This window comes from Anaerozeibacter quisquiliarum (assembly GCF_051162045.1).
Taxonomy (GTDB): domain Bacteria; phylum Bacillota; class Clostridia; order Christensenellales; family Aristaeellaceae; genus Anaerozeibacter; species Anaerozeibacter quisquiliarum.
Map to the genome: position 1 here is coordinate 20,602 of NZ_JBISDI010000026.1, position 13,094 is coordinate 33,695.

General features: G+C 57.1%; 13 protein-coding genes and 1 riboswitch. Of the genes, 12 read left to right on the forward strand and 1 reads right to left on the reverse strand.

The window, feature by feature from the left end; all coding sequences use genetic code 11:
* Positions 1-204: 204 nt before the first annotated feature.
* The 10 genes from ACH6CV_RS12105 (at position 205) to ACH6CV_RS12150 (ending at position 8,847) form a co-directional block, all read left to right on the forward strand.
* Positions 205-1,062: an ABC transporter permease gene (locus tag ACH6CV_RS12105; RefSeq protein WP_456358462.1), complete on the forward strand. Its 858-nt coding sequence runs from the start codon at positions 205-207 to the stop codon at positions 1,060-1,062.
* On the forward strand, positions 1,059-1,880 hold the full coding sequence (locus ACH6CV_RS12110; protein ID WP_456358463.1) for an ABC transporter permease: 822 nt from the start codon (positions 1,059-1,061) through the stop codon (positions 1,878-1,880). The genes ACH6CV_RS12105 and ACH6CV_RS12110 overlap by 4 nt, the downstream gene beginning before the upstream one ends.
* Positions 1,881-1,882: 2 nt before the next feature.
* A complete protein-coding gene (locus ACH6CV_RS12115) occupies positions 1,883-2,893 on the forward strand; it encodes an ABC transporter ATP-binding protein (protein ID WP_456358464.1) in 1,011 nt (336 codons plus the stop codon).
* A 173-nt stretch (positions 2,894-3,066) separates the two neighbouring features.
* Entirely contained in the window at positions 3,067-3,339 is a 273-nt protein-coding gene (locus tag ACH6CV_RS12120; protein ID WP_456358465.1) for a hypothetical protein, read from the forward strand.
* A gap of 267 nt (positions 3,340-3,606) precedes the next feature.
* Positions 3,607-6,480 (forward strand): RHS repeat domain-containing protein, encoded by a 2,874-nt coding sequence (locus ACH6CV_RS12125; protein WP_456358466.1) that lies wholly within the window; start codon positions 3,607-3,609, stop codon positions 6,478-6,480.
* Positions 6,481-6,517: 37 nt separating this feature from the next.
* The gene (locus tag ACH6CV_RS12130) at positions 6,518-6,943 is read left to right on the forward strand and encodes a hypothetical protein (RefSeq protein WP_456358467.1); all 426 of its coding nucleotides are present in this window, start codon (positions 6,518-6,520) and stop codon (positions 6,941-6,943) included.
* A gap of 270 nt (positions 6,944-7,213) precedes the next feature.
* Entirely contained in the window at positions 7,214-7,726 is a 513-nt protein-coding gene (locus ACH6CV_RS12135; RefSeq protein ID WP_456358468.1) for a hypothetical protein, read from the forward strand.
* Positions 7,727-7,779: 53 nt separating this feature from the next.
* A complete protein-coding gene (locus ACH6CV_RS12140) occupies positions 7,780-8,310 on the forward strand; it encodes an NlpC/P60 family protein (protein ID WP_456358469.1) in 531 nt (176 codons plus the stop codon).
* Positions 8,307-8,552: a hypothetical protein gene (locus tag ACH6CV_RS12145; RefSeq protein ID WP_456358470.1), complete on the forward strand. Its 246-nt coding sequence runs from the start codon at positions 8,307-8,309 to the stop codon at positions 8,550-8,552. Before ACH6CV_RS12140 ends, ACH6CV_RS12145 begins: the two co-directional genes overlap by 4 nt.
* Positions 8,539-8,847 carry a phage holin, LLH family gene (locus tag ACH6CV_RS12150; RefSeq protein WP_456358471.1) on the forward strand — a complete coding sequence of 103 codons (309 nt, stop codon included), beginning with the start codon at positions 8,539-8,541 and terminating at the stop codon, positions 8,845-8,847. Before ACH6CV_RS12145 ends, ACH6CV_RS12150 begins: the two co-directional genes overlap by 14 nt.
* A gap of 167 nt (positions 8,848-9,014) precedes the next feature.
* On the opposite strand, the gene ACH6CV_RS12155 is transcribed toward ACH6CV_RS12150, so the two are convergent.
* A complete protein-coding gene (locus ACH6CV_RS12155) occupies positions 9,015-9,251 on the reverse strand; it encodes an IS3 family transposase (protein WP_456358472.1) in 237 nt (78 codons plus the stop codon).
* 436 nt (positions 9,252-9,687) lie between these two features.
* Positions 9,688-9,793: riboswitch (NiCo riboswitch) on the forward strand.
* Between the two features lie 99 nt (positions 9,794-9,892).
* Between ACH6CV_RS12155 and ACH6CV_RS12160 the strand changes: the two genes are divergently transcribed.
* On the forward strand, positions 9,893-12,418 hold the full coding sequence (locus ACH6CV_RS12160) for a cation-translocating P-type ATPase (protein WP_456358473.1): 2,526 nt from the start codon (positions 9,893-9,895) through the stop codon (positions 12,416-12,418).
* Entirely contained in the window at positions 12,415-13,071 is a 657-nt protein-coding gene (locus tag ACH6CV_RS12165) for an L-2-amino-thiazoline-4-carboxylic acid hydrolase (RefSeq protein WP_456358474.1), read from the forward strand. The genes ACH6CV_RS12160 and ACH6CV_RS12165 overlap by 4 nt, the downstream gene beginning before the upstream one ends.
* Positions 13,072-13,094: the final 23 nt, after the last annotated feature.

A 13,094-nucleotide genomic window follows, 5' to 3' on the forward strand; every position in this document is an offset into this window, starting at 1 on the left:
CTTATGGAAACACGGGTGGTTATTGCCGTCTCGATTGTAATTACCTGGAAAGTTGGCTGCCCCTCCATCGGAAGCCGTAAGCGTCAGCCCAAAGGCTTCTGATCGTTGATACTGATAGCGGGCAATGGGCCGTTCAAGACTGATTGCTACATAGAGCCGGCTGAAAGAGTGGTTGACTTCGCAATAGAAATTGAGGTTCGATACATGAAGCACAAACTGAAAAACTTGGTGCATTGGGTACCCGCATTGCCCTTTTTTATATTGGTGATCGCATTCCTGATGATACCGCTCGCCAATATGGTCGTCGAGAGCTTTCTGGATCCCGCCTCAGGTGCATTCACATTTCAGAATTATGCTACCATCGCTACGAAGCCGGCATATTACATTGCCACCTGGAACAGCGTGAAGGTTGCTTTGCTCAGCACCGCCATCGGTATGGTGATCTGCTTTTTCGCGGCGCTGGCGGTTACCTCCATCGGCTTCTCCGCGCGCAGATGGTTTATGCCCATACTGAACATGACGCAGAACTTTGCGGGCTTTCCTCTCGCTTTTTCGTTCATGTTGATGTTCGGAAACACGGGCTTCATTATGCTGGCGGCGAAACATCTGGGCATTGAGTTTATTACCCAGTACAAGCTCTACAGCAGTGAGGGCATGATCCCCATGTTCATCTGGTTTGCAATTCCCCTGGGCACGCTGCTGCTGATCCCGGGATTTGAAACCATCCGCAAGGAGTGGAAAGAATCCGCGACGCTGATGGGCGCGAATAGCGCGCAGTTCTGGTGGAAGGTCGGCATACCGAATCTGCTCCCCTCTCTTCTGGGTACCACCAGTATGATGTTTGCGGATTCCATTACCACTTATACAACGGTGTATATGATTATGGGCGCGAACGCAACCATGCTCCCCATAAAGATAGCGTCCATGTTTTCAGGCGATTCCAAACAGAAGACGGAATTGGGCTCCGCCCTTTCCATCACGATGATTCTGATCATCCTGCTCGTGATGCTGATTACGAACATTTTGAAGAAGCGTTGCGTTAAGGGAGGCCTGCAGAAGTGAAGAAGAGCATTATAGGCCACAAGCTTGTTCTGATTGTTTTGACCTTCGTTCTGCTACTGCCGATCGCGGCGACGCTTATGTATTCGCTCACGGTAAGCTGGCTGGAGCTGATCCCCAGTGGTTTTCCCAACCTTGACTACTGGCGGGAACTGTTGTTTGAGACTCCGGAATTCTGGGAGTCCATGAACCGAAGCTTGATTATCAGTGGCATTCCTATATTCATTTCCGGCGTAGTGGTGATTATGGCACTGTATGTGGCCATACTGCACTGCCCCAAGCTCGACTCGGTTATTCAGGGTATTTCCATGATCCCTTACACACTGCGCGGCGTTGTGCTGGCTATATCGGTTTTGTCCTTGTACGCGGGCAAGGGAACGATTTTTTCCAATCGCATGGTGATGCTGGTCTGCGTTTACTGCGTGGTGATACTGCCCTTTATCTATCGGGGGATACGAAACAATCTCTATGCGATCAATGTCCGTCAGCTTCTGGAGGCCGCGGAGCTTCTGGGCGCCAACGGCCTGTATACATTCTTTCGCATAATCGTGCCCAATATGCTCTCGGGTATACTGGTATCTGCGTTGATGGCCTTAGGCTCCGTGTTTACGGATTACGCGGTCATCAAGATCATTGCCGGTACGCGTTACACCACGGTTCAGCACGTGCTGTACAACTCTCAAAAGGGATGGCCCGGCCCGAAGACGAGCGCCCTTGTGATCATCATGTTCAGCTTCATGTTGGTCATTTCGCTCGTCTCTTATGCTGTGCAGGGCAGAAGCACTATTCAACGCGACAGAAGATCGAAAGGTAAGAAGTAAGTATGGCATACATTCATTTTGATCACGTCAACAAGTACTTTGGCGACAACCACGTGCTCAAGGATATCACCCTGAATATTGAACAGGGACAACTTGTTACCTTTCTGGGGCCTTCTGGCTGCGGCAAATCGACGCTCCTGCGTTGCCTGTCCGGCTTGGAACAGGTAACGGACGGAAAGGTTTTACTGGACGACAAGGATATTACGAATCTAGAGCCGAAAAAGCGCGGCGTCGGTATGGTTTTTCAGCAGTACAGCCTCTTCCCGAACCTCAATGTTCGCCAGAACGTTGCCTTTGGCCTGAAGATTCAAAAAAAACCTAAAGCAGAAATCGAGAAGCGCGTAAAGGATATGCTGGAGATCGTCGGTCTGTCCGAAAAGATCGATCAATACCCTAACCAGCTCTCTGGCGGTCAGCAGCAGCGCGTCGCTCTGGCTCGCGCGTTGGTCACAGAGCCTAAGGTACTCCTTTTGGATGAACCGCTCTCCGCAATCGACGCGCTGCTCCGCCGCAATTTGCAGGTGGAGATTCGCCGAATTCAAAAAGAATTGGGGATAACCACTCTATTCGTTACCCATGATCAGGATGAGGCAATGGTCATGTCGGATCGCATACACCTGTTCAATATGGGCATGATCGAGCAGTCGGGTGATCCCGTGGATCTCTACGTGCATCCCCGTACATGCTTTGCCGCCACCTTTATCGGTCATTACAACATCTTGGACGGCGAGAAGTTTGGCGCGAAAACCGGCATGAAGTTCGAGAGTAAGGACATTGCCATTCGTCCTGAGATGGTGGAGCTTTCGCATAAGCCCGTGGAGAAGCCCGGCGCGGTTATGCTGAAGGGCAGAATCGTGACCAATCTTCCCCACGGGAACATAATTCGATACAGCCTGAACTGCGACGGGATGAGCATCGATGTTGATATCTTGTTTGACACTTCCATGCTGTTCAATGACGGGGACGAGGTCTACGTTTCCATCACCCGGGACAATATTCTCGAATTGCACTGAGGTGATCGCGCTCGGCCAAATGCCCGGGAGGGAACGCTCGCCGTTTTACGCTCAGTTAAGCCCATTTCCGCCACTGCGGGTCGGAAGCGTCCCGCGCGGAGGAGAGATGGGCTGTTTTTATAGTATGCTCGGAGCTGTCCAGAAAAGCGATTTACGAGAACGCCCGAACCGCCGTGAGCCAGAGCGAGTGGAGCGAGCGCAACGGCGGCTACCTTGAGCGCCACCGACAAGCATCGCAGCGCGCGGAGGAACTGGAAGCGCGGAAGCGCGAACGCCTTGGCAAGGGCAAAATCCTCGAAGGCTTCATCCGCGACATCCAGAATCGAGAGCTTGCAATCACGGAGTTTGACGAGAAGCTTTGGCTGGCGGTCGTCGACAAGGTGGCGGTCGGCAGGAATGGGTCGATGATCTTCCAGTTCAAAAACGGGGCGACAGTAATGGTGTGATCGTTTACCACCAACCATTTCCGACCACAGTTGCCGCACCGCCTTGCCGAAAAGGTGGCGCACAACTTCGTCCGCCATCGTCGGCCCCATTTTTCCGTGGGGTGTGGAGTATTTGCGGCTGTAGTGCTCTCCTCGACCGGGCGTTCATTTCCAGCAGGACAGAAACGGCATGTTCAGCCCAGCGTGGCGGGATTGAAGCCCGATTCCTCATAACCCCTGCGCAGGATGTTCATCCCGTTCAACTTCGCGTGGGTGGGCTGGCAGTACATGCGCGGGATGTGCATCGCGCCAAACAACTATACCAAGGTGCGCATCAGCGTGGTGTACATGAAGAACATCAACAAGGCGAACTTCACAAACATCTTCCTGCACCGGGAGGCGTACGGGCAGACCTTCACGTACGATGCCGATGGGAAAAAGAACGTAACCGCCGTGCAGGACTTGGCGCTGCAAAAGTCGGGCATGACCTACGACGGTCACAACAACATGACCTCGTATCGGCAGCCGGGACGTCCGGAGACCGTCAAGCACACGATGACGTACGGCGACGCGACGGATCAGAAAAAGCACTTATTGGAGTCGCACACGACGCCGATGAAGGTGCACAGGGCGTACAAGTACGATGAATACGGCAATGTGAAGGAAGAGAAGCTGGCGGAAGCGGGCAAGGTGGGGGCGGCGAACACGACGATCAACGCCCGGCGCAGCTACCAGCACAGCGGCAACTACCTCGAGCAGGTGCAGGACGCGCGGGGGGAATACGCAAGCCAAGTGATTGACCCGGACGCGGGCACGGTGCAATCGACGACTGATCCTACTTGGACAACAACCTATTATGGCTACGACGCATCAAAGCGTCTGACCAGCGTGGAGACGCAGGTGGGCGAGATCGAGGGCAGCACCGACCATCGGAAGCTGTACCGGAACGAGTATACCTACACAGACGACCGGCTGAACACGGTGAGCCACAACACGGCGTTTACCGAAGGCGCGGAAGGGGAACTGCTGCCGGCGGGACAGGTAACCTATGCCTTTGAATACGACGATCTGGGCAACCAGACACAGGTGAAGGTGGGCGCGCAGACCCTGTCCACGAACGTGTACGGAGACGACCGGTCGCGGCTGCTCAAGCAGGCGAACTACGGCAACGGGCAGGCGGTGCACTACGCACACGACGCCTTCGACCGGCTGACGGAAGTGCGCTACGGCAGCGATCCCGACCAGCGCTACCGCTACGAATACGGCGCGAACGGCCAGGTGGCGCGCGTTCATGACGACCGCCTGGGCCGCACGCACTGGACCGAGTACGACCAGGCGCAGCGCCCGAGCGAGACGCACAACTACGAAAACGGCGCGCCGATCTACCGTACCAAGCTGACGTATGACAAATTCAACAACCTGAGCCGGTTCACCGAGCGGATGGGCGCGGAAAGTGTGCTGCGCAGCAGCAGCTACAGCTACGACAACGACAACCGCACGACCGAAGTGAAGTACGGAGATGGAACGCGGAAGGTGGCGTATACCTACGACAAGCTGGGCCGCGTTCAGAAGCGCACAGCGACCAACGGCATGGCGTATGAGACCAACTACGCCTACCTGCCGGGCGACACCGCGCTGTACGGGAGCGGGGCGTCTACGGCCTTGGTGAGCCAGATTTCACAGAGCCACTTGTATGACGCGATGGACTTCTCCTACACCTACGACGAGCGGGGTAACATCACGTCGGAGACGCGCAGCGGGGTAACGGACCCGACCGAATACGGCTACGATGCGATTGGGCAGCTGAACTACGTAAGCGACCCGCGCGAAGACGCGATCTGGGAATACGATTACGACTGCGGCGGGAACATCACCGGGAAGCGGAAGTATGCGCGGCTGCCGGGCGGTTCCTCCGGCGCGCTGTTGGAGACGATCCCCTACGCCTACGACGCCACCTGGAGAGACAAGCTCTCCTCTTACGGCGGCAAATCCATCACCTACGACGCGATTGGCAACCCGCTCAGCTACGACGGATGGGCCTTCACCTGGCAGGCCGGACGGCAGCTCCAGCGGATGCAGCATGCCGCGAAGCAGGTGGAGTTCGCCTACGACGCGAACGGGCTGCGGGTGCAAAAGAAAGTGACCGAGGGCGCAACCGTCACGACCACCGACTACACGCTGCACGGCAAACTGCTGATGCACCTGAAGAATACGACGACTGTTGGCGGCGTACAGCAAGGCGATCCTGAGCAGCTGCACTTCTTCTACGACAAGGACAGCCGCCCGGCGATGGTGGAGTACAACGGGACGACGTACACCTACATTCACAATTTGCAGGGCGATATCGTGAGCATTTGCAACGAGTATGGAAACATGGTAGAATACACCTACGACGCTTGGGGCAGGCCGACTGGTATGACGGGTGTCCTGAAAGACACGCTGGGCAGGTTGAACCCGTTCCGTTATAGGGGGTATATCTGGGACGGGGAGACCGGGCTGTATTACCTGAGGACGAGGTACTACAATCCCGAGTGGGGCAGGTTTATCAACGCCGACAGCCAGGTCGGCGAAGAAGGAGAGCTTCTGGGGCACAGCGTATTTGCGTATTGTGTGAACAATCCGGTTTCGGCTACTGACCCGGATGGGCAATATGCTGTCTTCGGATTAACGGAGGCAATTCTCCCACCGCCGAGTATGCCGTTCCCAACCCTCCCGCAAGGGATACCGCTGCCGACGCTCCCGCAGGGGATATCGATACCGGCGATACCGGCGCTGCCCTCGATGCCGCCCATTCCATTGGCCATTTTCTCGGATGCGGAGCCTATGCCCTCTATCAGGGAGGTCCTGGAAGAGCTGGAGCGGCCTATGTACCTTAAGCGGCTGTCTCGTGGAGAATTTGAGAGAATCGCGCGCAGGTACTTTTTCCCAAGCAGGAAGGCCGCAGAGGAGGCGGCGCGACGAGCGGGCGGGGGGAGGCCGCCTAGATTGGATCCTCCACATGGCAAAAAGCCTTATCCGCATTATCATCCCGGGGTGGAGAATAAAGTAAGGCGAACGCCCCATATGGCAACCAACCATGACCACTATTACTTCTCGAAAAGCCAATTCGGATTCCTGATGATTTTGTGGAATGATTTTACGGTTGGGAATCCCCACATTTAGCAAGTGTTTCAGGCCATTCCTCAGGAGGTGGATTATCATGGGAATCGGCGAAAGGATAGAGGGACAATTTGTTGATACTTTCTTCATCGGGAGAAAGCGTGAGAGAATTAAGTACGAGATGTCGAAGGCCGACAAGCGTCAAAGTATGATCATGAAAATGGATCGCTACTTTGACGAAAGATACTGTCAGGCATTCGAACCGCCAGTAACCACGAGCCGTGATGTTCTCACTTATCTGGAGTCCCGCGGGATGGGCGATGAGTGTTACGTCATTGCGGATGACCGTAGCTTGGACAAACGAGTCATGAATGTCGGCGCTGCGTTGGAACGGATTGTGTTTGTGGGATTCGCCGTGGTAATCAGCCTCAAAAGAAGACTCGCGTTCTACGAAGGGGAGCTTGGATGGAGTTCGCGAGATAGATGGCTATTAATGAAAGAAGGACGCTGGGATTTGGATTCATAGAAGCCCGTATACGTTCGATCGCATAGAGCGACTATACTAAATGGCATGGCAAGGGCCGGTTCTCACCAGCCCTTGCCATTATTCATGCAGCATGTGGGCGGCAGGCACAACCTGGACGGGGAATGGGCGAGGTGGCTGCGCAATTATATAGGGCGATATTGGCAGACGAATGAGAACGGGTGTTCCCGTTTCGGGATCGAGGTCGATCCGGCACAGGGGCGCTTCTTCTCACGCGCATCTGCCCTTGCCACGAAGGAAAGGAGAATGACCATGAACACAAGGCAGTACCTGCAAGACGCCCGACTGATCGACGTCATTGAGGAACACAACCGGGAGCGCATTCTCCGGCTGTGGGCGAGGGCGGAACGCTGGACGGAGCGGCGTGGAAGCCGTAAAAGCGACGATGCGTATGCGCATTGCAACAGCGTGGCGATGCTGGAAGCAGAGATTCAGGCGATTCAAGAACAATCGGCGCTACTGATAGAGCTGAAAGGAATAATCGACCGGTCGATTGCGGCGGTGCCAAATGAGCGGTATCGTGGGATACTGGAGATGCGATATCTGCGCCGCGCAACGTGGAGGGAGATCGGCTCGGTGCTGTTTCTTAAACGGAAATGGCTGTGGACGCTGCAAAATCGGTCGCTGATCCACATCAAGATTCCACCCGAATACAACGTGATGCGCGCCAAAGTATGTGGAATGCTGAAGGCATCGCAGGGTCGCCCGGCGCGGGCGGCTTTTCTGTTTTTGGCGAGTGATGGTGGAGAAACCACCTCGCCGTAACAAAACCATGCGCCGCGCGCCGACCGGCGCGCCGTGGCGAAAGGAGAACGAACATGACCCAACAGGGACAGCGTGCGGCGGTGGTCGCCATCGCCCGCTCGCGAGAAAAGAAAAACCACTATACCCAAGGCAGTAAACGAACGGAGGTGGGCGGCGGTTGGAGCGATTGCTCCAGTTTTGTCCGCTGGTGCTATCTCAAGGTATTGGAACAGGACATCGGCCTGAACACCGCCGTGCAGATCACCAACAAACGCTTGACAAATGTCGCCGATGTGCGAAACCTCGGCGGCGCGTATCCCCCTGCGGAACGCCTGCTACCGGGCGACCTGATCTTCTATAAGGGAAGCGACCCGGCCCGTCCCCGCCAGTGCGGGCATGTGGAGATGTACGTGGGCGATGGGCAGATCATCGGGCATGGCAGCGGGGTGGGCCCCACGATCAAATCGCTCAAGACCTATTCGAAGAACCGGTATGTCCGAGGTCGGGGTTGGTTGTGCGTGCTGCGCGTGATCCCGGATATCTATGTCGCGCCCGCGCCGCCCATCGTCCCCGGTGGTCAGCAACGCAGGAGGGGTGCGCCATGAACACCGAGCTTACCATATCGGTGCTGTCGCTGACAGGCACGCTGATCGGGTCGATCATCGGCATCCTGACGGCGAATCGGCTGTCGAACTATCGGATCGAGGCGCTGGAACAGAAGATGGACAAGCACAACTCGATCATGGAGCGCACGGCGCTGTTGGAGCGGGACACCACGACATTATTTTCCCGACTAGAAGAACTGAGACAAGATGTAAAGGAGACCCGACGACATGACGACGATTGATTTTACCCCGCTGTTGCAGGCGGTCATTGCGCTGATCGCGACGGTGATCACCGCAGTGGTCATCCCATGGATCAGGGCGCGTACCACGGCGCAGCAACAGGCGCTGCTCGGCGCAGTCACGGATGTGCTGGTGCGCGCGGCGGAGCAACTGTACGGCGCGAGCAAGGGGCCGGAGAAGCTGCGGTATGTGGCGGATGAGCTGGAAAAGCGCGGGTATAAGGTGGATGTAGCGGCCATTGAGGCGGCGGTTCGGGGGATGAATTTGGAATCCGGCGAGGCGGGCTTCCAGAAATAGGTGGGACTCATCCCTTCTTTATCGCCTCGGATCAGCTTCCAGAGGAGCCTGAATGGGGCGGTCATGTAATGCCGGATGTCAACCGTGATGAAAGAACATATACAGGTCGTGTTGTCGATCCTCTTCGCGTTTCAGCTTTGGATTGTCAACCCCAAATCGGACAGATTTTATAAGGTGTAGGTTTTCTTGAACTCCGCCGGTGACAGGCAGCCCAGCGTGCCGTGCAGGCGGATGTTGTTGAACCAATGCACGTAGTCAGCCAGTTCCAACCGAAACTGATCGAGTATGCCAAGGCGGCGGCAGGAGACGAATTCAGCCTTGATCCTCTTGAACGTCGATTCGGCCACCGCGTTGTCGTAGGGGCGGCCCTTCATGCTCGAGGAGCGGTTGATCGAAGCTCTCAAGCAATTCGTCGATCAGGGCGTTGTCGAACTCGCTGAGAGCGTATTCCCGGATGATCTCGCTTCGGGGCTTGCCGTGATTGACCAGCTCGACCGGTTGCTTCTTCTGCTCCTCGCTATAGGTCCGCCGGTCTCGTCGTTCCGTTATGGTTTTCTCCTTCCTTCATTCCCTTGGAAGTATACCATGACCTCATCTTTTCTGTACGGTTTAGTGTAGTCAATCCAATTACCCAAAGAAGAAAGCTGGGCTACCATCGCCTGCTGAACTATGTACCCCAAGAGTGCTCGGTCTCGCCGGCTTGGTGCGGCATTAATACTTTCAATCCCCACTGTCGTTTTGCGACAAAAAAGACTTGACAACCGGTTCTTCGTCTGCTATAGTAAAATTGTCTCTTTGCACTGCAAACCATTCCCTCCCGACCGAGAGAATGCGCGATCAACAGTACAAACTGAGCAGGCGATGAACCACCGTGTTTCGGGGGTTCGTGGGGCTGGGCCGCCCAGGCGGCAGCAGATGCGCTTTACGGCACATTTGCGGGACAGTGGTTGTTCCGCAAATGTGTTTTTATATCCACATTTCTGGAACAATGCTGGTTGTAGTGCCATAGAGCAACTGATGCCCACGCGGCAGGAGGATGTTCTCTATGACAAACACAAGGATTTCCGGAAGCGGCCTGACAAGTGAGCAGGCCCGAAAGCTGCAGATCGAGTACGGACGCAACGAGCTGACTCCACAAAAGAAAACAAGCTTCATAAGCAAGGTGTTGCACATCGTCGCGGAGCCGATGTTTCTTTTGCTGCTCGTGGCGGCGGTGATCTACTTCATACTGGGCGAACCCCGCGACGGCGCGATCATGCTGGTCTTCGTCTTGGGCGTCATCTCCATTGACGTCATCCAGGAATGGAAGACCGACCGGACGCTGAGCGCGCTCAAGGATCTGTCCGCGCCGCATGTGAAGGTGATCCGCGACGGCGTGGAGCGGGAAATCGCCAGCATCGACCTGGTGCCGGGGGATGTCATGCTTTTGTACGAAGGTGTAAAAATCCCCGCCGACGGCATGATCTTGAAATGCAACGACCTGTGTGTGGATGAGAGTTCTCTGACGGGCGAAGCCGAGGGTGTGTGGAAGGGCGCGCTGGACATAGTGGAGCCTTGCGCCGATTATTGGCGCAAGGACTACTGTTACGCGGGAACGCTGGTCATCCAAGGCACGGCGGCGGTGCAAGTGGATCGGATCGGCGCCTCCACCGAGTACGGTAAGATCGGCATGAACGTCGCCTCCGCACCCGAGGAAGCTACGCCGCTCCAAAAACAGACGGGACAGCTGGTCAAAACGTGCGCCGGGATCGCGGCGGTGCTGTTCGCGCTGGTCGGCGCGGTGACTTATTTCAATATACCCGATCACATGCCGGGCGCGAGGCTGATCGAAAGCGTGCTCTCCGGCATCACGCTGGCGATGGCGATGATCCCCGAGGAGTTTCCCGTCATCCTGACGGTGTTCCTGTCGATGGGCGCGTGGCGGCTGGCGAAGCAAAACTCGCTGGTTCGAAAACTGCCCTCCGTCGAGACGCTGGGCGCGGTCAGCGTGCTGTGCGTGGACAAGACGGGCACCATCACCATGAACCAGATGACCGTGCAGGAAACCTGGTCGCCCAAGGGCGACGGCCACGCGCTGTGCGAGACGATGGGCCTGGGCTGCGAGACGGACGCCTACGACCCGATGGAAAAGGCCATGCTGCGCCATTGCGACGACATGGGCATCTCAAAGGGGCACCTGTTTTCGGGCGAGCTGGTGAGCGAATACGCCTTCACCAATGAGCTGAAAATGATGGGCCACGTGTGGCGCAGGAACGGCGAACTGCTGGTGGCCGCGAAGGGCTCCCCGGAGCGCCTGCTGCCGCTGTGCGGCATGACGGCGGAGGAACGCGAAACCGCCGGGCACGAGCTAATCAGGATGGGCAAGGAAGGTCTGCGCGTGATCGCGGTGGGCCGGATGAAGCTTGCGAATGAACGGGAGATCCCCGCACAGTTCACTGATTGCAAGCTGGAGTTCCTTGGGCTCGTCGGCCTTGCCGACCCGCCGCGCGAGGGCGTCGCGCGGGATATCGCGCTTTGCAACCGGGCGGGCGTCCGCGTCGTGATGATTACCGGCGATAACGGCATCACCGCAGCGTCCATCGCGCGCAAAATCGGCATGAAGGATGTGGACAACATCATCACGGCGGACGCGCTGGAAAAGATGACGGACGAAGAACTCCGCGAGAAGGTCAAAACCGTCAGCATCTTCAGCCGCGTGATCCCGGAGCACAAGATGCGCATCGTGAAGGCGTTCAAGGACAACGGCGAGATCGTGGCCATGACCGGCGACGGCGTCAACGACGCGCCCGCACTCAAGTACGCCGACATCGGCATCGCGATGGGCAAGCGCGGCAGCGAGGTCAGCCGCGAGGCCGCCGACCTCATCCTGATGGACGACAACTTCGGGACCATCGTCGATACGATCAAGGACGGCCGCCGCATCTACGACAACATCCGCAAGGCCGTCGGCTACGTGTTCACGATCCACATCCCGATCGCCCTGTCGTCGCTGCTGGCGCCGATGCTGGGCATCGCCCCGGCGAGCCTGTTTTTGCTGCCGCTGCACGTGGTGCTCCTGGAGCTCATCATCGACCCGACATGCTCCATTGTACTGGAGCGCCAGCCGGCGGAGGAGGACATCGTGGACCGCCCGCCGCGCGATCCGAAAGAGCGGATGCTCACACGGGGCGGCCTCGTCAAAAGCGTGCTGCAGGGGCTCATGATCTTCGCGGCGGCCTTCGGCACGTACTTCCGGGTGCTTTCGGGCAATCCCGCCAACGCGCCGACGGCGCGCGCGATGGGGCTGGGTATCCTGATGCTTTCAAACCTCTTGTTGGTGCAGGTGAACAGCTCCGACCATGATTTCCTCGCGCATTCCATCCATCGCCTGGCGCTGGACAGGGTGATGTGGCTGACAAATATCGGGACGCTGGCGGGGCTCGCGGTCATCCTGTACACGCCGCTCGCCAACGTGCTCAAGCTCGCGCCGCTGTCCGGCGGGCAGCTTTTGGTTGTGCTGGGCATGGCACTCGCCTCGACGTTGTGGTACGAACTGGTGAAAGCAGTCAGAAAGACGGGGAAGCGCGCATGAAAACGCTTATCTTCCATCTTGCCATGGCGCGAAGCCGGAAAGCGCTCATTGCGAAATATGGAATGCCGTTCTGGCTTGATTTCGAGCGCGGTTCCAAGGCGATCTTTTGGGAACTCGCCCCGGCGCTTCCCGACCTTGGCAAAAGCCTGTTTGCATTCAATTTTCAATTCGCGCCCGCCTACGCCGCCTGGTACAGGGCGCTTACGGAACTTGGACGAAGCCGGGACGAGGCCGTGGGAATCATTTGGCTGCTCAATGAGCGCCTCGCGACGATCATCCCACGGCCGTTTCTGCACAGAGTGGGCAAAGCCTATTTTTCCGGCTTCCGGAAAAAGGCTCCGGCGCATGAATTGCGCCAAAAGCGCGGCGACCTGCATCCGTGGGACTGGACGATCCATTCCCGGGAGATCGACCGGAATACGTTTGAGATCGACATCACCCGGTGCGCCATGCAGCGCTTCGCGCGTGAACATGGGGCGGAGGGGATGCTGCCGGGCATTTGCCGCATGGATTACCTTTTCTCCTGGCTGATGGGGAACGGCTTTCGGCGCACGAAAACGCTGGGCGACGGCGACGATTGCTGTAATTGCAGCTATCAGATGAAAGGCACCTGTGAATGGAGCCCGGAGAAGGGGTTCGCAGAAAGAAAGTGACACTCGCTTATCCTCAGTGGCTG

Bases quoted from the DNA above. Each gene is read 5' to 3' on its own strand.
- ACH6CV_RS12105 (WP_456358462.1), top strand. From the start codon at position 205: ATGAAGCACAAACTGAAAAACTTGGTGCATTGGGTACCCGCATTGCCC.
- ACH6CV_RS12115 (WP_456358464.1), top strand. From the start codon at position 1,883: ATGGCATACATTCATTTTGATCACGTCAACAAGTACTTTGGCGACAAC.
- ACH6CV_RS12125 (WP_456358466.1), top strand. From the start codon at position 3,607: ATGCGCGGGATGTGCATCGCGCCAAACAACTATACCAAGGTGCGCATC.
- ACH6CV_RS12130 (WP_456358467.1), top strand. From the start codon at position 6,518: ATGGGAATCGGCGAAAGGATAGAGGGACAATTTGTTGATACTTTCTTC.
- ACH6CV_RS12135 (WP_456358468.1), top strand. From the start codon at position 7,214: ATGAACACAAGGCAGTACCTGCAAGACGCCCGACTGATCGACGTCATT.
- ACH6CV_RS12140 (WP_456358469.1), top strand. From the start codon at position 7,780: ATGACCCAACAGGGACAGCGTGCGGCGGTGGTCGCCATCGCCCGCTCG.
- ACH6CV_RS12145 (WP_456358470.1), top strand. From the start codon at position 8,307: ATGAACACCGAGCTTACCATATCGGTGCTGTCGCTGACAGGCACGCTG.
- ACH6CV_RS12150 (WP_456358471.1), top strand. From the start codon at position 8,539: ATGACGACGATTGATTTTACCCCGCTGTTGCAGGCGGTCATTGCGCTG.
- ACH6CV_RS12160 (WP_456358473.1), top strand. From the start codon at position 9,893: ATGACAAACACAAGGATTTCCGGAAGCGGCCTGACAAGTGAGCAGGCC.
- ACH6CV_RS12165 (WP_456358474.1), top strand. From the start codon at position 12,415: ATGAAAACGCTTATCTTCCATCTTGCCATGGCGCGAAGCCGGAAAGCG.